Origin of the sequence: Derxia gummosa DSM 723 (assembly GCF_000482785.1) — a bacterium.
Classification (GTDB): domain Bacteria; phylum Pseudomonadota; class Gammaproteobacteria; order Burkholderiales; family Burkholderiaceae_E; genus Derxia; species Derxia gummosa.
Genome location: NZ_AXWS01000007.1, coordinates 702,742 through 727,043 on the forward strand (window position 1 = coordinate 702,742; position 24,302 = coordinate 727,043).

Annotated in this window: 22 protein-coding genes; 18 read left to right on the forward strand and 4 right to left on the reverse strand. The window is 71.3% G+C overall.

Features of this window, described 5'->3' with window-relative positions; all coding sequences use genetic code 11:
* Positions 1–226: 226 nt before the first annotated feature.
* Positions 227–871, forward strand: coding sequence for a PEP-CTERM sorting domain-containing protein (locus H566_RS0104355; RefSeq protein WP_084544736.1), 645 nt, complete (start codon positions 227–229; stop codon positions 869–871).
* 251 nt (positions 872–1,122) lie between these two features.
* Positions 1,123–2,010: an NRDE family protein gene (locus tag H566_RS0104360; protein WP_028310482.1), complete on the forward strand. Its 888-nt coding sequence runs from the start codon at positions 1,123–1,125 to the stop codon at positions 2,008–2,010.
* Positions 2,011–2,098: 88 nt separating this feature from the next.
* On the opposite strand, the gene H566_RS0104365 is transcribed toward H566_RS0104360, so the two are convergent.
* Entirely contained in the window at positions 2,099–2,371 is a 273-nt protein-coding gene (locus tag H566_RS0104365) for a DUF378 domain-containing protein (RefSeq protein WP_084544737.1), read from the reverse strand.
* A gap of 248 nt (positions 2,372–2,619) precedes the next feature.
* On the opposite strand from H566_RS0104365, the gene ubiA reads away from it, so the two are divergent.
* The 3 genes from ubiA to H566_RS0104380 all read left to right on the forward strand — a co-directional run bounded on the left by ubiA (position 2,620) and on the right by H566_RS0104380 (position 5,690).
* Entirely contained in the window at positions 2,620–3,522 is a 903-nt protein-coding gene (ubiA, locus tag H566_RS0104370; protein ID WP_051378006.1) for a 4-hydroxybenzoate octaprenyltransferase, read from the forward strand.
* A gap of 2 nt (positions 3,523–3,524) precedes the next feature.
* A complete protein-coding gene (locus tag H566_RS0104375; protein ID WP_034410444.1) occupies positions 3,525–4,085 on the forward strand; it encodes a hypothetical protein in 561 nt (186 codons plus the stop codon).
* A 708-nt stretch (positions 4,086–4,793) separates the two neighbouring features.
* On the forward strand, positions 4,794–5,690 hold the full coding sequence (locus H566_RS0104380; RefSeq protein ID WP_028310486.1) for a crotonase/enoyl-CoA hydratase family protein: 897 nt from the start codon (positions 4,794–4,796) through the stop codon (positions 5,688–5,690).
* A gap of 42 nt (positions 5,691–5,732) precedes the next feature.
* On the opposite strand, the gene H566_RS27175 is transcribed toward H566_RS0104380, so the two are convergent.
* Positions 5,733–8,567, reverse strand: coding sequence for an ATP-binding protein (locus H566_RS27175; protein WP_051378008.1), 2,835 nt, complete (start codon positions 8,565–8,567; stop codon positions 5,733–5,735).
* A 234-nt stretch (positions 8,568–8,801) separates the two neighbouring features.
* Between H566_RS27175 and H566_RS0104390 the strand changes: the two genes are divergently transcribed.
* Entirely contained in the window at positions 8,802–9,215 is a 414-nt protein-coding gene (locus H566_RS0104390) for a hypothetical protein (protein WP_245591285.1), read from the forward strand.
* Positions 9,216–9,369: 154 nt separating this feature from the next.
* On the opposite strand, the gene H566_RS0104395 is transcribed toward H566_RS0104390, so the two are convergent.
* On the reverse strand, positions 9,370–9,828 hold the full coding sequence (locus tag H566_RS0104395; protein ID WP_028310488.1) for a hypothetical protein: 459 nt from the start codon (positions 9,826–9,828) through the stop codon (positions 9,370–9,372).
* Between the two features lie 174 nt (positions 9,829–10,002).
* A complete protein-coding gene (proC, locus tag H566_RS0104400; protein ID WP_028310489.1) occupies positions 10,003–10,827 on the reverse strand; it encodes a pyrroline-5-carboxylate reductase in 825 nt (274 codons plus the stop codon).
* A 280-nt stretch (positions 10,828–11,107) separates the two neighbouring features.
* On the opposite strand from proC, the gene H566_RS0104405 reads away from it, so the two are divergent.
* From H566_RS0104405 to H566_RS0104460, 12 genes are all read left to right on the forward strand, one after another.
* Positions 11,108–11,722: a Pvc16 family protein gene (locus tag H566_RS0104405; protein WP_028310490.1), complete on the forward strand. Its 615-nt coding sequence runs from the start codon at positions 11,108–11,110 to the stop codon at positions 11,720–11,722.
* The gene (locus tag H566_RS0104410) at positions 11,722–12,681 is read left to right on the forward strand and encodes a hypothetical protein (RefSeq protein ID WP_028310491.1); all 960 of its coding nucleotides are present in this window, start codon (positions 11,722–11,724) and stop codon (positions 12,679–12,681) included. The genes H566_RS0104405 and H566_RS0104410 overlap by 1 nt, the downstream gene beginning before the upstream one ends.
* Positions 12,682–12,698: 17 nt before the next feature.
* Positions 12,699–14,783, forward strand: a complete 2,085-nt coding sequence (locus tag H566_RS0104415) for a phage tail sheath family protein (protein ID WP_028310492.1) — start codon at positions 12,699–12,701, stop codon at positions 14,781–14,783.
* 34 nt (positions 14,784–14,817) lie between these two features.
* Positions 14,818–15,270 (forward strand): phage tail protein, encoded by a 453-nt coding sequence (locus H566_RS0104420; RefSeq protein WP_028310493.1) that lies wholly within the window; start codon positions 14,818–14,820, stop codon positions 15,268–15,270.
* Between the two features lie 4 nt (positions 15,271–15,274).
* A complete protein-coding gene (locus H566_RS0104425) occupies positions 15,275–17,956 on the forward strand; it encodes a hypothetical protein (protein WP_028310494.1) in 2,682 nt (893 codons plus the stop codon).
* A gap of 60 nt (positions 17,957–18,016) precedes the next feature.
* The gene (locus tag H566_RS0104430; protein WP_028310495.1) at positions 18,017–18,508 is read left to right on the forward strand and encodes a phage tail protein; all 492 of its coding nucleotides are present in this window, start codon (positions 18,017–18,019) and stop codon (positions 18,506–18,508) included.
* A complete protein-coding gene (locus tag H566_RS22840) occupies positions 18,501–19,508 on the forward strand; it encodes a CIS tube protein (RefSeq protein WP_156924287.1) in 1,008 nt (335 codons plus the stop codon). The genes H566_RS0104430 and H566_RS22840 overlap by 8 nt, the downstream gene beginning before the upstream one ends.
* Positions 19,509–19,518: 10 nt before the next feature.
* Positions 19,519–19,707, forward strand: coding sequence for a hypothetical protein (locus H566_RS0104440; protein ID WP_028310496.1), 189 nt, complete (start codon positions 19,519–19,521; stop codon positions 19,705–19,707).
* A gap of 81 nt (positions 19,708–19,788) precedes the next feature.
* Entirely contained in the window at positions 19,789–20,871 is a 1,083-nt protein-coding gene (locus H566_RS0104445) for a phage late control D family protein (protein ID WP_028310497.1), read from the forward strand.
* A gap of 45 nt (positions 20,872–20,916) precedes the next feature.
* Positions 20,917–21,627, forward strand: a complete 711-nt coding sequence (locus H566_RS0104450) for a phage baseplate assembly protein V (protein ID WP_028310498.1) — start codon at positions 20,917–20,919, stop codon at positions 21,625–21,627.
* Complete coding sequence (locus H566_RS0104455; RefSeq protein WP_028310499.1) at positions 21,624–23,894, forward strand: hypothetical protein; 2,271 nt, start codon at positions 21,624–21,626, stop codon at positions 23,892–23,894. The genes H566_RS0104450 and H566_RS0104455 overlap by 4 nt, the downstream gene beginning before the upstream one ends.
* Entirely contained in the window at positions 23,894–24,289 is a 396-nt protein-coding gene (locus H566_RS0104460; protein ID WP_034410449.1) for a GPW/gp25 family protein, read from the forward strand. The genes H566_RS0104455 and H566_RS0104460 overlap by 1 nt, the downstream gene beginning before the upstream one ends.
* Positions 24,290–24,302: the final 13 nt, after the last annotated feature.

A 24,302-nucleotide genomic window follows, 5' to 3' on the forward strand; every position in this document is an offset into this window, starting at 1 on the left:
CCTGCACCTGCACCAATTCGGTCGCCAATTCGAATGACGTTGGCAGCATCACGATTGCTGCACTGCCAAGTGGAATTGGCATTGATTGCGCCAATTGCAATCCGCTTGATGAATTTCGACCGGGGCAGATCGGGCAGGTGAATTTGCGCACATGAAGATCGGGCCGGCTTGACTACGGTTGGGCGGCAGCCAACCGGGTTACAACCCATACAACTCAGGAACAGCAATGAAACTCAAACTACTTGCAGCCGCCCTGCTGTTGGGCGGAGCGGCAATGGCTCCGGCCAGCGCCGCGCAAATCGGCTTTGAAGATGTCCCGGGCCTCGCCGGCAGCGCCGATGGTCTGGCCTGGCTCCAAGACCTGTCGAACTACGCCGGCATTGACTGGACGGCGTCGAGCAACTGGGCAATCGTTGGCACGACCAGCGGACTTGGCAGTTACCTCGACCAGCTTGTCACCGCTGACAGCGTACTTGGCCGAGTCGCGAGCGGCAGCGCCTACGCCCTGCTCCAGTCGGGCGAACAGGTCACGCTCACCTCTGCGACGAACAGCCTGTTCTCGGTCGGCGAGGCAACTTTCTCGACCAACCTGCGCACCGACAGCGGCACCCTGCTGAGCTATTCGTACGAGCGTGGCGGCACGACCTATGCCGGCTCGTTCGCACTGGGTGCAAACCAGGTCAGCACCGTCAACTTCAACCTCACCAACGTCTCGAGCTTCAGCTTCTGGACGAGCCGCGATGTGTCGTATGACAACCTCAACGTCACCACGGCCGTGCCCGAACCCGCCAGCCTCGCACTGACGGGGCTGGGGGTGGCTGCGCTGGCCTTCAAGCGGCGCCGCGCCCAGCGACAAGTCGCCGCAGCCTGATATCCGCGCGGCTGCCGGCGCGGAAGGCCTTCGCGGTCTTCCGCCCGCCGCAATGACGTCATTTCCGCTGTTCCCGAGCGCCGTCTTCCCGCGCCGTCTCTCCCACCGGTCCTGCCGGTCCCGCCCAAGCGTCGTCCCCTGACGCCATCCCGCGCTGCCGATGCGCCGGTCAATTCCCGCCGGCGCATTTCCGGGTGTTTTATGGGGTTATCTTTCGGCTTCGCCTTCCTCTCAAGCGAAAGACAACAACCATGAGCATCATTGCCATCGCGTGGCGCGCGCACCCCGAGTTCCCTTTCGTGATGATCATGAACCGCGACGAGGTTCATGACCGCCCCACCTCGCCGGCCGACTGGCACGAGGCCGACGGCCTGCGCTGGGTCGGTGGCCAGGATGAAGTCGCGGGCGGCACCTGGTTCGCGGCCACCGCTGCCGGCCGCTACGCCGCAGTCACCAGCTGGCGCGGCAATGCCGAATCCACACCCGCCGCCAGCTCGCGCGGCAAGCTGCCGCTCAACTTCCTCGCGAGCGACGCCGAGCCGGTCCAGCACGCACGCGGCTTCATGCGCGCCAAGCCCGATTGCGGCCCGTTCAACCTCATCGTCGGCACCGCACGCGACGTGTTCTATGCCGGCTCGCGCAGCAAGCTGCCGTTGGCGCTGACGCCCGGCATCCACACCATCAGCAACGGCCTGCTCGATGAGCAATGGCCGAAGAACGAATGGCTCGACAACGCCTTTGGCGCCTACATGCGCGACAGCGGCGGCTACCGCATGCTGCTCGACCGCTTCACGAGCATGAAATTCGCGGTGCAGGAGCGCGAACTGGGCCTGAACGTGGTGGCCAACGCCAATGCCGAGGAACTGGCCGACGGCTGCTTCGCGCTGCTGGGCGACACCACCACCTATAGCCAGCGCCTGCCCGATACCGGCGTCGGCCCCGAGGAGGAAGAACGGCTATCGGCGCTGTTCGTCCTGGGCGAGAAGCACGGCACCCGCTCCAGCAGCGTGCTGGTGCTGTCGCGCGAGGGTGATTCCTGGTTCGAGGAACGCCGCTTCGACCCGACCGGCGCCGAGACCGGCCGCAGCGTGCACAAGTTCGAACTGCCGGCTGGCGTTTTCTCGGGCGGCGAGGACTGAGCCGGCGGCGCGCGACGGTGACGAAACCGCCCACGCCGGCGGCCACCCGTCGTGGCACCGGGCCGGCGCGAGCCCGGCCCGCCGCAGCTCAATCCGGCAGGCGACGCAGCCGACCGAGCGTGCCGATCGACCACAGCGCCGACAGGCCCACGAGCCCGTAGACGATGCGCGACAGCGGAGTCATGTCACCGAAAAGCGTGGCCACGAGGTCGAAGCCCATGGTCCCGACGAGCCCCCAGTTGAGGCCGCCGACGATCAGCAGCACCAGCGCCACCGCGTCGATCGTGTTGACGGGCTTGCTGCCGCTCACCGCGACATGGGCGTTGGCGAGGGGATGCTGGGGGATGTGGATGTCGGCCATGAGAGTCTCCTGAAGCCGGGTTGATGACCGGCCCGACTTTCGGCGCCGTCTCGCGCCACCGACGCCGGCCAGTCGCCCTTGCTAACGTGGGCGCCGGCCGACAAGCGCGCGTCGTACCCGGCCGATGGCACGGCCCGCGCCACGATCATCCGGCCTCACCCGGAGTGCCGCCCCCGTCGCAAGCCCCCCTCTGCGGGCATCGGGTGGCGCCTACACTTGGCGCCGCTTCCGCTCCACCTCCCGATGCCATGACGCCAGCACACGCCACGCCGCCCGTCCGACCGCCCCTGCCCATCACCGAACGCCTGCGCCTCTACGGCCAGCTCATCCGCTTCGACAAGCCCGTCGGCACGCTGCTGCTGCTGTGGCCGACGCTCACCGCGCTGTGGATCGCGGCCGACGGCGTGCCGTCCTGGCACATCGTGCTGATCTTCTCGCTCGGCACCTTCCTCATGCGCTCGGCCGGCTGCGCCATCAACGACTGGGCCGACCGGCATGTGGACCTGCATGTCGAGCGCACCCGCCACCGGCCGATCACCAGCGGCCGCATCAGCGGCGCCGAGGCGCTGTGGGTGGCGGCGGTGCTGGCCATCGTGGCCGGCCTGCTGATCCTGCCGCTCAACCTCCTCACCTGGGCCTATGCGGTGCTGGCGGTGGGCGTGGCGGCGAGCTATCCCTTCTTCAAGCGCTTCTTCCCGGTGCCCCAGGCCTGGCTCGGCATCGCCTTCAGCTTCGGTATTCCGATGGGCTTCGCCGCCGTGCAGAACGACGTGCCGCCGATGGCCTGGCTGCTGCTCGCGGCCAATCTGCTCTGGGTCATCGCCTACGACACCGAGTACGCGCTGGTCGACATGCCCGACGACCTCAAGATCGGCATCCGCACCTCGGCCATCACCTTCGGCCGGCATGTGATCGGCATCGTCATGGCCTGCCATGCGGGCCACCTCGCGCTGATGGCCGTGGCCGGCGCGCTGGCCGGCTTCGGCTGGCCGTGGTGGGTGGCGATGGTCGGCGCCGCCGTGCTCGCGCTGCGCGACTGGACGCTCATCCGCCACAAGGACCGCGCCGACTGCTTCCGCGCCTTCCGCGAGAACCACCGGCTCGGCGCGCTGCTCTGGATCGGCGCGATCGCGGCCACTGCCCTGCGCTGACCGTGGGGCGCCTGCTCCTGCTGCTGGCGCTACTCGGTCTGGGCGGCTGGCAACTGTTCACGCTCGACCGTCCGGTCGCGCCCGAGACCACCCTCGCCACCGGCCCCGGCATCAGCTGGCGGCACAACGGGGTGCGCATCACGCCCCTGCAGCGCTTCGAACTCGATGCCCGCGTACTCGGCACGCGCAGCTACCGGCACGACAACCTGGCCACGCTCGCGCCCGTCGACCTGGCACTCGGCTGGGGCTTGATGGCCGACCCGGCCGTACTGCGCGACATCGACATCGACCAGGACAACCGCGCCTATTTCTGGCGCGTCCATGCCGCCACGCCGCCGCGCCGCGCAATCGAAGCGCACAGCGCCAACATGCACATGATTCCGGCCAGCCGCGACATCGAGAAACGCCTGCGCGCGGTCGAGCCGGGCAGCCGGGTGACATTGAGCGGCTGGCTCGTCGCGCTCGACGCCGACAAATGGCATGCGCAAAGCTCGCTCACGCGATTCGATACCGGACCGGGCGCCTGCGAAATCGTCTGGGTCGAGCAATTCGACGTGCATTGATCCGACTGCCTCGTCGATTGCGGCCGACCGTGCAATCGGCTGCCGAGAAACGCCGGCATTCGGGCATCTGCGAATCATCTCGACATCCGCGCGATTGTGTCCGCCGATTAACCGATACGATTCCTGCAAGCCCGACCGAGCCTCCGCCGTCGATTGCCAATCGGTCGCGTCCGCATGTGATTCGCCATCCCGATCATTTCGGGTCATTACCGATTTTGCCGCCCCCTCGCCCGGGAGGACATTGCGCAATGCCGCAGGGATTGCACGGTGAATGCATGGCAACGCTCCCTTTCGGCCCAATGCCATTTTCGACCGACGCAAGCGCATTTTCCGGCAAGTGCATTTTCTGATGCCTGCCAATTACGCTCATGCCGAGCCGGATTTGCGGCGCGCGGGCATACCTCCGGTGTCCGACATGGCAGCACCTGTTCGCATGACAACACGCCATGGCGCGGACCTCACCCGCCCGATTGTCTCCCGCACTGCTGCAAGCATGCGGCCGGATCGGCCAAATCCCTGAAAAAACGGGCATTCCGGCGCGGCCCCGAAGCGCCGGCCAACACCGGCGCACAATCACAATTGACCTGATTTCAATACTTCAATTTACCCGGATTATCTGCTTCATTTTCGATTCAATTTTGCCCGATTGCTGCCGAAAGCCGAAATAGAATCTCCATACCCAGCGCAATCGTCTCACCGGAGATTCAGATGAATGCCGTACTGCAAGCCCAGCCCCGCGTCCCCACCCGGATTTTTGCGCCGCAATACGACACTGAATTCGATCCGGAATACGGCGTGCTGTGGGGCTTCTTCGCCAATCAAGGCAATGCCTGCTTCACGCCAGAATTGCTGCATGACATCCGACGTGTCGATTCGCGCATCCAGGCACAGCATGGCATGGTGGATTTCGATGATCGAAGCCTGCGCGCCAATTACTATGTGTGTGCCTCACGCCAGCCTGGCGTGTTCAATACCGGTGGTGATCTCGCGCTGTTCACCCAACTGATTGCCGAGCGCGACCGCGATGGCCTGGCCGATTACGCCAAGCTTTGCATCGACAATCTCTATGCGCGCAGCCAGCGCTATTTCTGCGACGGACTCATCACCATTTCGCTGGTGCAGGGCGATGCATTGGGTGGCGGATTCGAGACGGCATTGTCGAGCGACATCATCATTGCCGAGGAACAGGCGCGTTTCGGTTTGCCCGAAATCCTGTTCAATCTCTTTCCGGGCATGGGCGCCTACAGCTTTCTCGCGCGGCGCGCTGGGCGGCGCGTGGCCGAGCGGCTGATCCTGAGCGGCGAGGTGGTGACGGCGCGCGAGCTGCTCGATCTGGGCGTGATCGACGGCGTCGTGCCCGACGGCGAGGGTGAGCGCGGCGTGATGGACTGGGTGCGGCGCCAGCACCGCCGCCGCAACGGCGTGCAGGCGGTGTTCGCGGCGCGCGACGAGGTCCAGCCCGTCACGCATGACGAACTCATGCGCGTGACCGGCCTGTGGGTCGATGCGGCGCTGCGGCTCGACGACAAGGACCTGCGCACGATGCAGCGTCTCGTGCGCGCGCAGACGCGGCGCTTTCAGCCCGAGACTGGCCTGGCGGACTGACGCACGGACTCGCTGGCAGCCCGGCCCGACGCTGGCGAAGCGTCACGGGCCGACCGGATCCGGATCACCCGGCCGCGTCGCCCGATGCCCGCCCTCGCGCGCCGGTTCCCCGAGAGCGCGACGCACCCGCGCCGAGACGTCGGCGATGTCGCCGACCAGCCTGCGGCCCTCGGCGCGCAGCCGCGCGAGCGACATGGTCTCGATGGCCTCACAGCGCACCGCAAGCTCGGTCGCGCCAAGGGTGAGGCTGACGCCCCGCAGTTCGTGCGCGAGCCGCACGAGGGTGTCGATGCGCTGCTCGGCCAGGGCGCGATCCATCGCGGCGAGCAGGCGGCGGTTGTCGGCGTTGAAGCGTTGGCCGAGTTCGGCGACGAAATCGGGGCCGAGACGCGTGAGTTCATCGAGGCGCACCGGATCGATCAGCCGACCGGCGCGCGGTGGCTCGTCATTGGCGGCCGGCAGCGCGGTCAGGTCGGTCGGCAGGGTGGCGGGCAGGCCGCCACCGGGCCGGGTCGCCTCGGCCACGGTCAGCAGCAGGCGCAGCGCGGCAACCGGCTTGGACAGGAAATGGCCGATGCCGGCGCGGCGCGCATCCTCGATCACCTCGGGCTGGGCATTGGCCGTGACCATCACGAGCGGCGTGCGCGGCCGGCCGGCCTCGACATGGGCCAGCATGTGCGCGACATCCAGACCGCCGAGGCCGGGCATGTTCATGTCGAGCAGGATCAGGTCGTAGCGGTGCCGCTCGGCGGCATCGAGCGCCTGTTCGCCGTCGGCGACCAGGCTGACGCGGCAGCCGACGAGTTCGAGGATGCGGCGCTCGACGTCCTGGTTGACCGGGTTGTCGTCGGCAACGAGCACGTCCAGACCGGAGCGCCCACCGTGGGCGCGGTACTGCTCGGCGAGGCTGGGCGGCTCGGCGGCGGGCTGGGGCGCGAGTCCGGCGGGCGCATCGGACACGTGAGCGCGATCCGGGCCGGCGTCGACGGCATTCACCGGGACGGCGTCCGGCCTCGCCGTCTCCGCCTTCGCCGCATCGGCCCGGCTCGGCTCCGCCCTGGCGGCATCGGCCCGGCCGGGTTCCGCGCGGATCGCCTGCGCCGCCACCGCGCCCGCCGTCGGCGCATCGGCGCCTAAGCGCGCGACCGTGTCCGCCGTGGCGGCGCTCTCCCGCTGCGGCTTCAGGCGTCGTGCGAGCGCGGCGAGCTGGGCGGCATCGGGCAGCGTCGGTACGGCATCGGCATAGCCGATCAGCCGGCACAGCGCGCGCGCCCGCTCGTCGCCATCGGGGTCGAACAGCAGCAGCGGGGGCGAGTCGTCATGGCAGTGCAGGCCGACGGCCAGTTCGACCAGGTCGCGGGAGGGCAGACCTGCGCGCACCAGCACGAGGTCATGCGGCCGCGACTCGCGCGCGCCGGACAGCGCGGCATCGAGCGCGGCGGCGATGTCGCCAACCTGCGTGACCCGGACGCCGGGCAGCACGGTCTCGGCCGAGAAGCCGACGAGCAGGCAGCGCGGCGCCGGACCGGAGGGCACGGACGGGCCTGCCGGCGTGGCGGCGGGCGCCGATGGCAGACGGTCGGCCGCGCCGCCGGCACCAGCCGCGCCCACGCCGAGCGCCCCCGCGCGCGCCAGACCGATCTCGAACCAGAAGCGGCTGCCCACGCCCGGCGCGCTCTCCACGCGCAGCTCGCCACCGAACAGCTGCACCAGCTGGCGCGAGATCGTCGTGCCCAGACCGGTGCCGCCAAAGCGCCGCGTCATGCTGCTGTCAGCCTGGGTGAAGCTGTCGAAGATGCGCGTCAGCGCCTCGGGCGTCATGCCGATGCCCGTGTCGCGGATCGAGAAGCACAGGCGCTGGCGCCAGCCATCCTCGCCCGCATCGAGCCGGTCGATGCTCAGCTCGACCCGGCCGTGCTCGGTGAACTTGAGCGCGTTGCCCAGCAGGTTGAGCAGCACCTGACGCAGCCGGAAGGCATCACCGCGCAAGGCCGGATCGATGCGCGGATCGATGCGCAGCACCAGATCGAGCCCCTTGCGCGTCGCCTGCGGCGCGAGCATGCGCAGCACCCCGTCCACCGTGTCGGTCAGGTCGAACGGCGCGTCCTCCAGCACCACCTTGCCGGCCTCGATCTTGGAGAAGTCGAGCACGTCCTCGACCAGCCCGAGCATCGTGCGCGCGGCGGTGTCGATCGAGCCGAGCAGCTCGCGCTGATGGCCGTCGAGCCGCGTCTCGCCCAGCAGATCGTGCATGCCCTGGATTGCGTTGAGCGGCGTGCGCAGCTCGTGCGTCATCGTCGAGAGGAAGCGGCGCTTGGCCTCGTTGGCCACCTCGGCGCGCTCCAGCGCCGCGAACAGCCGGCGGATCAGCGTGCGCGCATACAGGCAGATCGCCGTCAGCCCGATCGCCACCCCGATCGCCAGCGGCTGGTGGCCACGCCAGAACGGCTCCGTCGTCGCCACCACGGCAAAGCCCGCGAGGCTCAGACCCAGGCTGATGTCCAGATAGCGGTTGCCGAAGCGGAAGCCGTTGCCGATCGTGATGAACAGGTAGACGAAGAACAGCGCAGCGCCGTCGATGCCGATGGCGATCATCGAGAAGCTCGTCATCGCCACGTCGGCCACGTTGCCGATCAGGCGCGGCCAGGGCGCGCAGCGCGGCCACAGCCGCATCGCCAGCCGGATGCCGAACGCCAGCGCCAGGAAACCGAGCAGCGCCGCGGACACGCGCATCGCCGCCGGATGCGCCTCGCCGCCGAAGAAGGCCGGCAGCAGGCAGACATAGATGCCGAGGCTGACCGCGATGCGCAGCGACGCCTGCTCGATCTCGTTGTCGGGCGGGGACGAAGAACGGGCGCGGTGGAGGAATCGGAACATGGGGGAAGCTCGGTTTCCGGAACGACGACGGTCGCAGGCAACCCACCGCCCAACCGGATGATTGCCGACCATTCTGGTCGCCCCCGACACCCGCGGATCAGCGCACGTCTAGGGATTTTTCCGGGCAAAGGCGGAAATTATCCGACTCAAGGTTTGACTTTTCCTGCCGTTTCGTGAGCGCGTCGACGCAGGGCGACCCTGAAGCTTGCGTCGGACGCCGCGCGGGAACGCCACATGCATGCACGCGCCTCCCCGCCGCCGATGGCCAACAAGATCGACAACCGACCCGCCATGTTCGTCGCCGCCCTCCTCGCCAATTTCTTCGAAGCCGGCCATGCCATCCAGGTATTGATAGGTGACATGACGCGCGAGCAGTACTTCGCCTCGCGGCTCGCGCGGCCATCGATCCAGAAGCATCTGGCCACGATGGTCGAGAGCGCGAAGGCGCTGCCGCAGGAAACCCGCGACGAACTGGCGAAGGTGGACTGGCAGGCCTGGATCGACCTCGGCGCGATGCTCGATTGTTCGACACGCGACAAACGCGACGCCGTCTGGATCGCGATCGAGAAATGGCTGCCGCCGACCGGGCTTTATCTGCGGCAATACCGCGCGAAGAAACCGGAGCTGTTCCAGTTCCGGCTCGGCTGACGGCAATCGCGCGCGAAATGGCGGCAATCGCGCGCGAAATGGCGGCAATCGCCCGGATGGCCCGGGCGGCGCGAATGGCGCGGGCAACCTGAATGGCCGCAATCGCGTTCGCGGCTCGGCGATCGCATTGCGCGACCGCCGGCAATCATTCGCCTCAGAAGGCGCGCACCTCGTCGGCCAGCGCGATGAATTCGAGCTTGTCGGCCTTCTCGAAAACATCCAGCGGAATGTCGAAGAAGATCTTGTTCTCGTACCAGGCGCAGGCGTAGGGCAGGAAAACGGCGCCGTGCTTGTACTCGGCCAGCAGGGTGTCGCCGGCATACAGGGCCACGTCCACGCCCCTGTTCACGCCCGTCGGCACGTTGTCGTCGCCGAAGATCTCGAACAGCACCACGAGCTTGCCGCTGGGCTGGCCGCCCTCGGTCGTGCTGGCGAGCACGGCGCGGATGTTCTGGAACATGCGGCCGACCTTGCCGCCGTCCTGCGGCTGGGTGAACTCGGCCAGCTTGCCCTTCTTGACCACGGGTTCGCCGGGAATGCCGAGATCGGCGAGGCCGGTCGGCTTGGCGGATGCGACGGGGATGAACGCGCTTTTCTTTTCGAGGGCGGGCACGGCTGTTCTCCGGAAAGGGGGAATGAAATTGGAATTCCCGCGCGCTCCCGGCGTTATCGCGCCAATCCGGTCGCCGATTGCCTGCATTCGCGCCGCGATTGCGGCGCCGATTCCGCGCGCATTCGCCGAAGGCAAATGACGGGAAAGGCGCCGGCCGGGCCGGTGTGCCGGAAATCAGTCGCGGCCGAATTCGTCGCCGAGTTCCGCGCTGCGGGCTGCGGCGGCAAGCGCGCCGGCAATGATGGATTCCGGCACGGCCTTGTCGCGCATGGTGGTCAGGGCTGCAAAGGTCGTGCCGCCCTTGGAGGTGACCTTCTCGCGCAGCACGGCGGGCGAATCGTCGGAGCGCGCGGCGAGCTGGGCGCCGCCGGCGAAGGTCTGGATCGCGAGCGCGCGCGCCTCGGTGGCACCGAGGCCCATCCGCACGCCGGCGGCTTCGAGCGCCTCGATGAACAAAAACACATAGGCCGGGCCACTGCCCGAGATGGCGGTGACGGCGTCGAGCTTGCTCTCGTCATCGACCCACACCGTGCGGCCGACGGCGCCAAGCAGTTCGTCGGCCAGGCCCTGGTCGGCGGTCGTGCAGGCCGGCAGCGCGGCCAGGCCGGTGATGCCTTCGCCGATGAGCGCGGGCGTGTTGGGCATGGTGCGCACGACGCGGTCACTGCCGATCCAGCGCGCGATGTCACGGGCACGGATGCCGGCCGCGATGCTGATGACGAGCGCGTCGCCCACCTCGGCCGCAAGCCCGAGCGCCACTTCACGCAACACCTGGGGCTTGACCGACAGCACGACGGCCGCCGCGCCCGCTAGTGCCCCGGCCGCGTCGGCGCGCGCATCGACGCCGAAGCGCTCGATCAGCAGCGCGCGCGTCGCCTCGTTGGGTTCGACCACGCGCAGCGAGCGCGGCACGGCGCCGCGTGCGATCAGGCCGCCGATCAGCGCCTGAGCCATGTTGCCGCCGCCGATGAAAGTGATGGTTCGCGCGTGATCGCCCATGGCCTTGCCCTCGTCCAGATGAAGAAAGGCGCGGACTCTAGCAAAGCCCCGCCACGCCTTGCCGCGCGCCCGCCCCCGGCCCGGCGCTAGCGGCAGCGTCGGCCGGGCGCGGCCCGGATCAAGCGGACCGAAGGGGGTATTGGTCCGTACTTGGCAGCGTCATCGACGCGGGACTACAACTGCGGCCCGGAAACAAAAGCAACGAAGCGGCAAGGAATTCATCCGCTTTTTCGCAGACCAGACCGGCGCCCGCGAGCGCTGGCATCCCATCGAGGGAGACATGGCCCGTTACGACGCGATCCGCGCCATCGGCGAGAGCGTGCTGGAGCTGATGCGCGATGCCTGTCCGGTCGCGGAGTTGCAGTTTCCATCGCCGCCCAAGTTCGAACTCGCGTCGTTCAACCAGCTGGTCGATGCGCAGACGCCGCCGCCGGAGGGCTTCTACCTCTGCCTCTGGCGCGCGGGCATCGGTGGCATGCCGCGCAACCTGCCGCCGCGCCGCACGCGCGAGGGCCTCGTCTACCGGCCCTCGCTGCCGATCGACCTGCACTTCCTGCTGCTGCCCGTCGCGCGCAGCGCCGACCGGCAGGCGCAGATGCTCGGCTGGGCGCTCGTCTTCATGCACGACCTGCCGGTGCTCACGGGCGAAACCATCAACCGCTACACGAAGGGCGCGCCGGCCGTGTTCGCGCCGGAAGAGTCGGTCGAGCTGATCGCCGATCCGCTCCAGACGGCCGACTACCTGGCGCTCTGGGACCGCGTGAAATCGGGCTTCCAGGCCGGCATGACCTATGTAGCGCGCATGGTGCTGCTCGATTCCGACCGGCCCGAGACGCTCGGCGCGCCGGTGGTCGAACGCCGCTTCGGCCTCGCAACGCCGGGCGGGGGCAGCTGATGGCCGTCGTGCCCGCCATCGACCTCGTGCTGCGCACGACCACCGGGCTCCGGCTGATCGACGCATGGTCGGGCCAGCCGGTGACGGACGGCCTGCGCTGCGCGCTGCGCCGCGTGCGCGACGGCCGCGAGATCGCGCGGGCGGCGGTGTCGGCGGGCGGCGTGCATCACTGGCCCGGGCTGCGCTGGCCGTGGAATGCGGACGACCTCGCCGGACGCGCAGCCGCCGGCGACCCGAGCCCGCCCGCGCCGCCGCAAGCGCTTGCAGAGATCGTGGTCGAAGACCCGCTCGGCCGCTTCCTGCCGCTGCGGCTCGACTGGCCCTTGCCACCCGACGCACCCGGCGGCGCCCTCGCCAGCCTCGTCCTGCCCTCGGCGCCCGGCCGCGTCGCGCCGCCCGGCAGCGCCGGCATCACCGGCCTGCTGCTGCTCGACCCGCCGCCCGGCTCGCCCGCCGGCACCGAGCCGCCGCCCGCCGCCTTCGCGCGCGTGCTCGCGGCCGACGGTCAGGGCCGAAATACCGAAGGCATGACCGACGCCGCCGGCCGGCTCGCGCTGCACCTGCCCTTCCCGCGTCCCGAGCGCAAGCCGCAATCGAGCCCGCCGGCCAGCCCGCCCGAGCTGGCGCCGCCACCGGGCGCGCCGGTCACGCTGCGCGTCTTCCACGATCCGGCGGTCGTGGCCGAGGCCGTCGCCCGCGCCAGCCTCGTCGCCGCCGCGAACGCCGCGCGCCGTCGCGCCGGCGGCTCGGCCACCGACGCCGCGTCCGGCGCCGCAAGCGCTTTCACCGTCATCCCGCACGCCGCCCGCTGGCGTGCCCAGCCCGAAGTCCGCGCGCTCGCGCGCATCGCCACGGCCGACGCCCTCGGCCCGTTGCGCCTCGAAGCCGGCCGGCTTGCCGTGCCCGTCACCGAGGGTCTGCCCCCCCACCGTCCCGAACTGCGGCTTGCGCCGCTCTGATCCGCAAGGAGATCGCGATGCCCGAGTACCTGGCCCCAGGCGTCTTCGTCGAGGAAGTGTCCTTCCGCTCGAAGTCCATCGAGGGCGTGAGCACGACCACCACCGGCTTCATCGGCCCGGCACGCTTCGGCCCGGTGCTGGCGTCGTCCGACATCCTCACCAGCCTCACCGAATACGAGCGCGCCTACGACGCCGGCACGCAGATGGCCTTCGGCGCCGACGGCGGCCAGAGCGGCCCCAACTTCCTCTGGCAGGCGGTGCGCGCCTTCTTCGAGGAAGGCGGCCGGCGCGCCTATGTGAGCCGCGTCTTCCGCCCGCTCGAAGGCGTCTATCCGTCCGACCTCGAAGCGTCCTTCGCCAACGCCGCCGTCGCCGCCTCCAACCCGGTGCTCTACAAGGACGGCCATGCCCGCGCCACCGTCGGCGCCGACGGCAGCGACCGGTTCCGCATCGTCGCGCGCTGGCCCGGCTCGGGCGGCAATCTGCGCGTGCGCTTCACGCTGCGGCTCGGCCCCAACGTGCTCGGCGCCCTGCCCGATCCCGACGACAAGACCGCGCTCATCCCGACCGTCGCCAACCTCGCCGACGGCGACGTGGTGTGGATCACCTCGGCCGCCACGCTCACGCCGGCCGCGCCCGTCGCCTCGCCGCCCGCGCCGCGCGAGGTGGACGAACTGCCCATCTACGTCGCGAAGCAGGCCATCGACGGCGGCTGGAGCTTCGTGGAAGGCGGCATCCGCCCCGGCAGCCCGCCGCAGCCGGCCGACCCCAGCGCGACGCTCGCCCTCGCCGACTTCAACCTAGACCCGACGCCCGGCAGCGGCGATTCGATCCGCGCGCTCTCGCTCGCCATCGAGGTGCTGAGCGATGACGGCAGCCGCAGCCTCGGCGCCTGGGGCGGCCTGTCGCTCGCGCCCGGCCACAAGACCGCCGGCGTGCCCGACTCGATCTTCGACCTGTTCAGCCTCGACGGCGCCGCCAGCGCCGACACGCCCATCGTGCTGCTCAACGACGTGGCCGGCGGCATCGTCGGCGGCGGCACCGACCTGCTGCGCGCGCTCGATTCGCTCAAGGGCATCGACTTCTCGCTCACGCCGGCCGAATGGGAAGACGCCCGCTTCAAGGACGAACTCGCCGCCCTGCGCGCCAAGCTCGAACGCGGCCTCACCGGCGTCGCCTACCTCGAAGGCGGCAACGATGGCCTGCTGCCCGGCCGCGCCGAATACGAAGGCCGCGCCGACCCGACCGAGGACTACGCCACCGGCCTCAAGCAGCTGGAGGCGCTGGAAGACATCTCGATCGTCGCCGCGCCCGGCTCGACCTGGGCCTACGACTCGCGCGTCGATGACGTCAACGCCGTCACCAACCTGCTCATCAGCCATGCCGAGCGCATGCGCTATCGCATCGCCGTGCTCGACACGCCCGAGGGCATGAAGATCGCCGAGGTGCGCAAGCTGCGCGCCAAGCTCGACAGCAAGCACGCCGCGCTCTACTGGCCTTGGGTGACAGTGTTCGACCCGATCACGCGCCAGGCGCTCAACCTGCCGCCGTCGGGCTTCGTCGCGGGCATCTATGCGCGCAACGACACCGAGCGCGCCGTGTACAAGGCGCCGGCCAACGAGGTGGTGCGCGGCGCGATCGGCTTCGAGACGCTGGTGAGCACGGCGCAGCAGGAGGTGCTCAATCCCGAGGGCATCAACGTGTTCCGCTTCTTCGAGGGACGCGGCTATCGGCTGTGGGGCGCGCGCACGATCAGCTCCGACCCCGAATGGAAGTACGTGAATGTGCGGCGCTACTTCGCCTACCTGGAGCGCTCGATCGACAAGGGCACGCAATGGGCCGTGTTCGAGCCGAACGGCGAGGCGCTGTGGGCCAATGTGCGCGCCACGATCCGCGACTTCCTCGTCAACGAATGGGCCAGCGGCGCCCTGCTCGGCGACAAGCCAGAGAAGGCCTTCTTCGTGCGCTGCGACCGCTCGACCATGACCCAGAACGACCTCGACAACGGCCGCCTCGTCTGCCTGATCGGCATCGCGCCGCTCAAGCCCGCCGAGTTCGTGATCTTCCGCATCGGCCAGTGGACGGCCGACCAGAAGAACTGATCCCGCGCACCGAACCGACAGCAAGGAGACCGACATGGCAGTCCTGCGCGAACGCCCCTATGTGCAGTTCAACTTCCTCGTGAACCTCGGCGACGGCGTGACCAACACGCCGCAGGCGGGCTTCCAGGAGATCAGCGGCATCGGGATGGAAGTGACCATCACCGAATACCGGCCCGGCAACTACGCCTTCAACAACGTCATCAAGACGGCCGGCCTCAACAAGGCCACCGACGTGACGATGAAGCGCGGCGTGATCGGCTCGCTCGACCTCTACAAGTGGCTCGACGACGTGCGCAACGGCGTCAACAGCGGCCTGCGCAACGTGACCATCGAGCTGAAGAGCGAGGACCGCAGCACCACGGTGCAGACCTGGCGGCTCATCAACGCGCGCATTTCCAAGCATGTGTCGGGGCCGCTCAACGCCAAGGGCACCGACGTGGCGATGGAGGAGCTGACGCTCTCCTACGAACGGCTGGAGATGGAGTAAGGCCATGCGCCGCCTGCCCGGGATCAGCATCGTCGACGTGCCGCCGCCGCTGGCCGATGGCCTGCCGGTCATGGACGTGCCGGTGTTCGTCGGCTTCGCCGAGCGCGGGCCGCTCGACCGGCCGGTGGCGGTCGAGGATCCGGCGCAGTACGCGACGGTGTTCGGGGGCGGGGTGGCGCTGGTGCCGGAGGCGGCGTCGAGCGGCCTTGCGGGTGGCGAGATGCTGCGCGCGCATCTGCCGGCGGCAGTGGCGAGCTTCTTCGCCGGTGGCGGGCGGCGCTGCTACGTCGTGCGCGTGGCCGGCGGCGATGCGGATACCGCGCGGTTCGCGGTGCCGGGACTGCGGCTCGCGGTGCGCGAGCGGGTCGCGGTCGGCGCGGCGGACGGTGACGCGGCCGGCGGCGGTGCCGGCGCAGCCGGCACCACGCTCGCCGGCCCCTGGACCCTTGCCGACGCCGACTTCACCCTGCGCGCCGCCAGCCCCGGCGCCTGGGCCGACTGGCTCGAACTCGCCACACGCCTGAGCGGCGTACCGCTGCACGCCGGCGACCGCCTGCGCGCCGGCGACGTGCTGCGCGCCCGCAGCCCCGCGCCGGCCAATGTCGCCATGCCCACCGGCTGGCTGCGCGCCGACCGCGACGCCACGATCGGCGCCCTGCTCGCCAACGCGCGCGCCGCCGACTGGCTCTGGACCGACGCCGACGGCCGCCAGCTCGTGCCGGCCGGCGCGCCGCGCCCCGACCTCGACGGCTGGCTGCTCGACCGCATCACCATCGATCTCGCGCTGCGCCGGCCCGACGCCGCCACGCTGCGCCGCGACGGCTGCGCGCTCGCGGCGGGCGGCAGCGGCGACCAGCCCTGGACCGAAGCCGACGCGCTCGCCCGCTTCGACGCTGGCGACGACCTCACCACCGTCGACTGGCCGCTCGCCGGGCCGGACGGCGCCGACCTCGCCGCGCTCGTGCCGGCCACCGACGCCGGCCTCGACCTCGCGCGCGGCGGACTCGCCGCCGGCGCCACCGCCGCCGACTGGATGCTCGTGCCCGCCGCCGTCGGCATCGACTTCGGCCCTTGGTCGCCGGCCCGCGTCGCGCCCGCCGACGCGCTCGCGCGCAACGGCCTCGCCGACTGCGCTGCAAGCCTTTTCATCGACCCGGCCTTCGCCGACCCCGAGCTGCGCGGCGCCGAGCTGCGCGCGCTCGCCGACGACCTGCGCTTCCTCGGCCCGGCGCCGCGCCGGCTGCGCGGCCTGCATGCCGCGCTCGGCCGCGACGACGCCGTCGCGCGCGACGCAACCTGGATCGCCGTGCCCGACGCCGTGCATCCGGGCTGGACCGTCACCAAGCCGCCCGTCGCGCGCGACGGCCTGCTGCGCCTCGTGCCCGACCCCGCCTGCACCTGCGAGGACCTGCCCGCCTTCAGCGCCTGCGTGCAGCCGCCGAAGCGCCCGCAACCGCCGGTGCTCGACGTGACCGGCGAGCAGCCGGCGGATGTCGAGTGGCTCATCGACGCGCCCGCGCTCGACACCTCCGCGCCGACCGACGACGCGGCCAGCCCGCCCGCCGACGCCTCGCCACCCGACGCCTCCCCGCCGCCAGCCCCCGTCAGCATCGAAGCCCAGCTCGCCCGCCTGCCCGACTTCGCCGACGCCCGCCCGCTCACGGCCCTCACCGGCGCGCCCGACACCTCCGTCGTGCTCGACGCGCGCGGCCGTCCGCTCGCCTTCGCGGCCGGCGCGCGCGTGTTCGCCCCCGCGCGCTACTCGCTGCGCCTCGTCGCCGGCCTCGTCTTCCTGCGCGCCCGGGTCTGGCGCGACGGCCTCGCGAGCGACTGGTCGGCCACGGTCGAGGTCCACGCCGTCGCCGCCGGCCGCGTCGCGCGCGCCACGCCGGCCGACGGCGCCGACCTGCTCCTGCCCGTCCACCTCGCCCTCATGAACCTCTGCGCCGCGACGCGCGAGCATTTCGCGCTGCTGGCCGCGCCGCGCGACTGGAGCGCCGCGCAGATCGCCGCTCACGTCGCCACGCTGCGCGCCGAGGCCGCGCGCGAGGTCGAGACCAGCCAGGCACCGAGCTTCGTCGCGCTCCACCATCCCTGGCTGCTGCAACGCGACGGCGCCGCCCTCGTCGCCCATCCGCCCGAGGGCGCGCTGCTCGGCCAGTACGCCCGCCGCACGCGCGACAAGGGTGCCTGGTCGGCCGCCGGGCTCGACCCGCTGCCCGACGCCGCCGCGCCCGCCAGCGCGGTCGATGCCGAAGCCATCGAGGCGGCCGGCGCCAACGCCATCGAAGCCCGCCCGCGCGGCCTCGCGGCGACGCGCGCGTACACGCTCAGCCTCGATGCCGACTGGCAGGCCATCGGCGTGCGCCGGCTGTTCATCCTGCTGCGCCGGCTCGCGCGCCGCGAGGGCGAGCGCTACGCCTTCGAGCCCAACGACCTCACGCTGCGCCGCAGCCTCGAACGCAGCTTCGACACCCTGCTCGGCGCGCTGATGCAGCGCGGCGCCTTCCGCGGCAGCCGCGCGCCCGACTGCTATCTGCTGCGCACCGCCAGCGGCGAGCCGGCCGCGCGCGAGATCGAGCGCGGCGAATGCAGCCTCGAAATCCGCGTCGCGCCCTCGCGGCCGCTGCGCTTCCTCACCCTGCGCGTGGTGCGTGCGGGCGAGCAACTGACGATCGAGGACTGAGCCATGTCCGTCCGCATTGCAAACCTTTGCAGCGCGCCCGTCGCCCCGGAGACCTGAGCCATGGCCACGCCCACCCCGCAGGAACAGGAACGCCTCAAGTGGCAGCCCTTCCCCGCGTTCAACTTCGTGGTCGAGATCCTGCGCGACGACAAGCCGGCGCCGCTCGCCGGTGGCGCCTTCTCCGAATGCGACGGCATCGAGATGTCGCAGGAAGTGAAGTCGCTGCGCGAGGGCGGCAATGCGCATCGCGTGCACCGGCTGGCCGGGCCGGTGGCCTTCGGCCAGCTCACGCTCAAGCGCGGCGTGACCCAGGGCTTCGACTTGTGGGAATGGTTCTCGGCCCAGCTCGAAAACCCCTGGCTGCGCGCCGGCGTGACGGTGAGCGTGCTGCGCCACGACGGCGCGAGCGAATGGGGTCGCTTCGTGCTCAGCCGCTGCCTGCCGGTCAAGCTCAAGGCGCCCGCGCTCAATGCGCGCGACGGCACCGTGGCGGTGGAGGAAATGCAGATCGCCTACGAAAGCTTCCGCTGGGAGGACAAGAGCCGTGGCTGAAAAAGTGATCGTGCGGGCCGAGCTGATCGAGCTGAAGGACGACCTCACCGACGTGCTGCCGGGCGGCAAGCGCGTGCCGGTGCAGTTCAACCCCGAGACGCTCAAGCTCGCCTACGCCAACCAGACCAAGGAGCAGAACAACGGCGGCGCCAAGGCCGGCAACGGCTCCCAGGGCACGCCGGCGCGCCAGTTCGTCGGCGCGGGCACGACCAAGCTGAGCGTGCAGCTCACCTTCGACGTGAGCGCCGCGAGCGACATGCCCTTTCTCGTCGCCTCCGGCAACGACGGCAGCGGCGGCACGAAGCAGGGCGACGCCACGCGCTTCCAGGTCGATGACGTGCGCCGCGTCACCGCCGACGTGCTGCACTTCATGAAGCCCAAGCCGCCGGGCAAGGGCGCCAAGGATGCGAGCCAGCTCACGCCGCCGGGCGTGCGCTTCCTGTGGGGGCGCTTCCTGTTCGACGGCATCGTCGATGCGATCGAGGAGACGGTCGAGTTCTTCTCCGCCGACGGCCATGCGCTGCGCGCGACGGTGGCGCTGACGCTGAGCCAGCAGAGCATCCTCGTGCCCGCCTTCGACCCCAACGATCCGGGCCGCGTCAACCGCGCCAACCAGGCGCCCGCGAGCAATCCGCTGGCGCTCGCGCGCAGCGGGCAGAGCCTGCAACAGATGACGGACGGCAAGCCGGGAATGGCGGGCGCGCCAACGCCGGGCGGCGGGAGTGGCGGCGGCTTCGGCGGGCCGGGCGGCGGCTTGTCGGCGGGGCTGTCGGGCGGCATCGGCGGCGGGCTGTCGGGCGGCGCGGGGCTGTCGGCCTCGCTCAGGCTGTCGGCGCAGGCGGGCGGGTCGCTCGGCGGCTTCGCGGCCAGCACGGGCGCGGCCTTCGGCGGCGGCTGGCAGCAGGTGGCGGCGGCCAACGGCATCGAGAACCCGCGCGCGCTCGCGCCGGGCCAGTTCATCGACCTGAGCGCGACCAAGCCGCGCATCGTCACCGGCTGAGGAGGCCGCCATGCCCGTCCACATCGGCGAATTCGAGCTGACGCCGGCGCCCTCGCAGGCCGCCACGCGCAGCACGGTCAGCGACGAGAGCGGCGCGCCGGCGAGCGCCTCCACGCCGCCCGAGCCGCCCGCGCCCGCCACGCTCCAGCAGGCCGACGAGCGCCGCCGCGAACGCGCGCTGCGCAGCTACGCGCACTGAGCGGCGCGCCAACGCCAACGCCAACGCCAACGCCGACTCCAACCGCCGCCAACCCGCCACCGCCCGCGCGCCACCACCGCCATGCCCGACATCAACCTCCCGCTCGAATCCTCCCGCCCGGTCGTCGCGATCGACGGGACGAGCGTGCCCGACCTCGCGGTCGCGCTCGCCGAGATGCGCGTGGAGGAACGCAGCGACGGCATGGCGCGCTGCGAGCTGGCGTTCCAGGGCTGGGGGCTGACGCGCGACGGCGCGCACGGCTATCCGCTGTTCGATCGCGGCCGGCTCGAGTTCGGCAAGCGCATCGAGGTGAAGCTGCAGACCGACAGCATCTTTTCCGGCCGCATCAGCGCGATCGGCGGGCACTTTCCCGACGTGGGCGCGGGCGGCGTGCTCGTCATCGTGCAGGCCGAGGACCGCTTGCAGGACTTGCGCATGACGCGCCGCACGCGCTGCTTCGCGCAGGCGAGCGATGCCGACATCGCGCGCCGCATCGCGGGCGACCACGGCCTGAGTGCGCAGATCACTCTGCCCGGCCCGACGCATGCGGTCGTCGCCCAGGTCAACCAGAGCGACCTCGCCTTCCTGCGCGAACGCGCGCGCGCCGCCGGTGGCGAAGTGTGGGTCGAGGGCGATGCGCTGCATGTGGCGCCGCGCCCGTCGCGCGCGGGCGGCGCCACCGTCGCGCTCGACTACGGCAGCACGCTCACCGCCTTCGACGTGACGGCCGACCTCGCGCTCCAGCGCACGAAGCTGAGCGTGGCCGGCTGGGACATGGCCGCCAAGCAGGCCATCCGCGAGGAAGCGACCGGCAGCGTGCTGTCGGGCGAACTCGACGGTGGCGACGGCGGCGCCGACCTGCTGCGCCGCGCCTTCGGCGAACGCGCCGACACGGTCGCCCACCTCGCGCCGGCCGACGCCGCCGAGGCGCGCGCGCTGGCCGAGAGCTGGATGCGCCAGATCGGCCGCCGCTTCGTCACCGCGCGCGGCACGGCCACGCCCGCCGCCCGGCTGCGCTGCGGCGCGCGCGTGGAAGTGGGCGGCGTGGGCGCGCTGTTCAACGGCAAGTACCTCGTCACCGAGGTCTGCCACCGCTTCGACCTCGAACGCGGCCTGCGCACCGACTTCGCCGCCGAGCGCGCGGCGGTCGGGCGACCGGGCTGATCGCCGCTTCACGACAACCCGCGCCCACCGACCACCGAGCCCGCCATGTTCGACTTCACCCCCGCCGAATCGCTCTACGCCGACCGCCTGCCGGCCGGCTGGGGCGGCCGCTGGTACGGCGCCCATGTGGCCGTCGTGACCGACCTGAACGACCCCGACTCGCGCGGCCGCATCAAGCTCACCCTGCCCTGGTCGCCCGACGGCAAGGGCGAGCGCTACGAGGCCTGGGCGCGCGTGGCCACGCTGTTCGCGGGCAACAACCGGGGCAGCTGGTTCATGCCCGAGGTGGACGACGAGGTGCTCGTCATCTTCGAGGGCGGCGATCCGCGCCATCCCTGCGTGATCGGCGGGCTGTGGAACGGCCGCGACGCGCCACCCGAAAGCCCCGACAGCGCCAACGCGCACAAGACCATCCGCAGCCGCAACGGCGTGCTCATCCGCATCACCGACCAGTCGGGCCAGGACAGCATCGCGATCGAGACGCCGGGCGGCTGCTCGGTCACGCTCAAGGACGGGCCGGGCACGGTCGAGGTGAAGGACAGCAACGGCAACAGCGTGAAGCTGGAGCCGGCGGGCATCACCGTGACCGCGTCGGCGCAGGTGAAGGTCAACGCCAGCCAGGTGCAGGTGTCGGCCGGCATGGTGACGGTGGACGCGGGCATGTCGCGCTTCTCGGGCGTGGTGCAGGCGGACACGGTCATCACCAACACGATCATCGCGGCGACCTACACGCCGGGCGCGGGGAACATCCTGTGAGCGCGAAGCACGTCCTGCGCTGGGTCGGCGCCGAAGCCTTCGTCGCGCAGCCGGTGCGGCCGTCGCCGAGCCTGCTGCGCTTCGACGGCGACGACTTTATGGACCGGCTGCTCGCGCTGCTCGCGCAGGCGCCGCAGACGCTGCCGCAGCTCGTCGCCAAGCCCGAAAGCTGGTCGGCCGTGGCCGCGCCGACGCCCGAGCCGCTGCCGGCCGGCGTGGCGCTCAACAGCTCGCGGCCGGCGCGGCTGCTCAAGCGGAGCACGGCGCTGCTCGGCTTCCGGCGCGATGCGCAGGCAGCGCAAAGTCCGGCGATGGCGGGCGAGGTGGCGACGCTGCCGGCGGCCGGCGTGACGGCGGCGGGCGCTGCGGCTTCGGCCGGCGTCGTGCCTTCGGCCGGCGCGGGCAACGCCGCCGCCGGCGCCGCGCTGCTGCCCGGCACGCTCGGCACCACGTCCTCCGTGCTCAAGCTGTTCCAGCCCGTGCACCAGCGCTACTACCTCGCCGCCGCCCACCTCGTGTGCGAGCTGCCAGGGCTGCCGCCGCGCGTGACCTCGGGCGGCGACAAGTCGGGCGTGGTGCTGCGCCGGCTGTTCAGCGTGAAGGGCGCGGACGGCGCGACGCGCGTCGTCGAGCACGCCTGGGTCAAGCCGCCGAGCGGGCCGGGCTACTGGGCGCCGCTCGCCAGGCCGGCCGCCGCCTGCGCCGATGGCGAGGAATGGCTGCCGACCTTCCCGCTCGGCTACCAGCCACCCGCCGGCCCGCGCCGCACCCTGCTCGGCGCGCTGGTGCCGGTCGCGCGGCATGACGAATACCGCTTCGCGCGCCGGGCGACGGAATGGGCCGGCACGGATGGCGCGGGCGGGCTGGCGCCGGCGGCGGGGCTCGGCGCGGGTGGCGCAGGTTCGGCGGCTGGCGCCGCGTCGGGCGCAAGCGCCGCGACCACCACCGCCGCCCTCGACGCCCGCGCCGCCGACCTCCGCGCCCTCGCGCGCATGAAGGTCATCGCGCCCTGGCAGGGCCTCGTCGAGCGCGCGGTGCAGAGCCTGCAATCCGCGCGCATCAGCTTCAACGACGACCAGGAGGAAGTCACCGCCAGCGCCGCCCAGCTCCAGTCCGCCTGCGTCACGCTCAACGACCAGCTCTGCGAAGCCTCGTGGCGGCTGATGCAGGACTGCCGCGAGTTCCTCGATGCCTATCTGCCGCGCATCGCCGCGCGCCTCGGCCAGACCGCGCCGGCCAATCCACCCGCCAGCGACACCGCCGGCCGCCTGCTGCGCGCGCTCGAAGACGTGACCTGGCCCGCGAGCTGGCGCACCACCCTGCCCGACAGCATCACGCGCTCGCTCTCGACGGCCGTCGTCAAGCCGGCACGGCCGCTCGCCGTGTCGCTGCGCGCCGCGCTCGATGCCATCCCCGCCGCCTCGGCCGGGCTGGACGCGGCCGACCAGACCTTCTCGTCCGCCACCGACGGCGCGCCGCTGCAATGGCCGGCGTTCGCGCTGCCGCTCGTGCTCGGCGACGTGGGCGGCACGGCGGCCAGCGCCGATCCGCGCCTGCGCCTGCCCTTCGACGGCGGCAACGCCAGCTTCGTGCTCGACGATGCCGCCCAGGACAATGCAATCGCTTTCATCGACGCCTTCGCCGCGACGCTGGAAGACGCGATCGACGCCGCCGTCAAGGCCGGCGAGTCCGGCGCCGCCACGCCGCAGGCGGCCGCCGCCGCCCGCCTCGCCGACGACCTCAAGGCCGCCCTCGCCGACGACGCCGGCCCGCCGCGCTTCGTGCTGCGCTTCGTGCATCGCCGCTGCGATTGCGGCCCGCTGCATCCGCTCGTCATCTCCGCGCCGAGCGAGGTGTTCGAGCTGGCCGGCTTCTTCGACAGCGACGCGCCGCTGCGGCCCATCCGCATCGCCCTGCCCTTCGACACCTCGCCCGGCGGGCTGCGCAAGTTCGGCCGCAACAGCGCCTTCATCATGAGCGACCTGCTCTGCGGCCAGATGAAGCGCGTGCGCCGCCTCGGCTTCGGCGACATGGTCCGCTCGGTGCTGCCCTGGCCCTTCCACAAGGACCTGAAGGTGACCGACATGCAGCCCTGCGGCGGCCCGGCCGCCAGCTTCGGGACGATCTGCTCGCTGTCGATCCCGATCATCACGCTCGTCGCCTTCATCCTGCTCATCGTCATCGCGACGCTGCTCGACCTGATCTTCCGCTGGCTGCCCTTCCTCATCGCCTGCTTCCCGGTGCCGGGGCTGAAAGGAAAACGCTGATGGACGAGGCCAGCATCTACGGGCGCGGCGTGGGCTTCCCGCTGCGCGTGACCGCCGACGGCCGGCTCGCCTGGTCGCAGGGCGAGACCAACGTGCGCGAATCGCTGCGGCTCGTGCTGCTCACGGGCCAGGGCGAGCGGCTGCGCCGGCCCGGCTTCGGCGCGGGGCTGGAGCGCTTCCTGTTCGAGCCCAACACGCCGCCCACCTGGCGCGCCATCGAGGAAAGCATCCGCCGCAGCCTGGAGCGCTTCGAGCCGAGGCTGAAGGTCGAGTCGATCAGCGTCGGCGCCGATCCGTCCGACCCCGAGGCCGCGCTCGCCACCCTCGGCTTCACCCTCATCGCGACCGGCGAGGCCGGCCGCACGAGCCTGAGCATCCCCGTGCGGGGCCGCTGACCGCGCCGCCAGC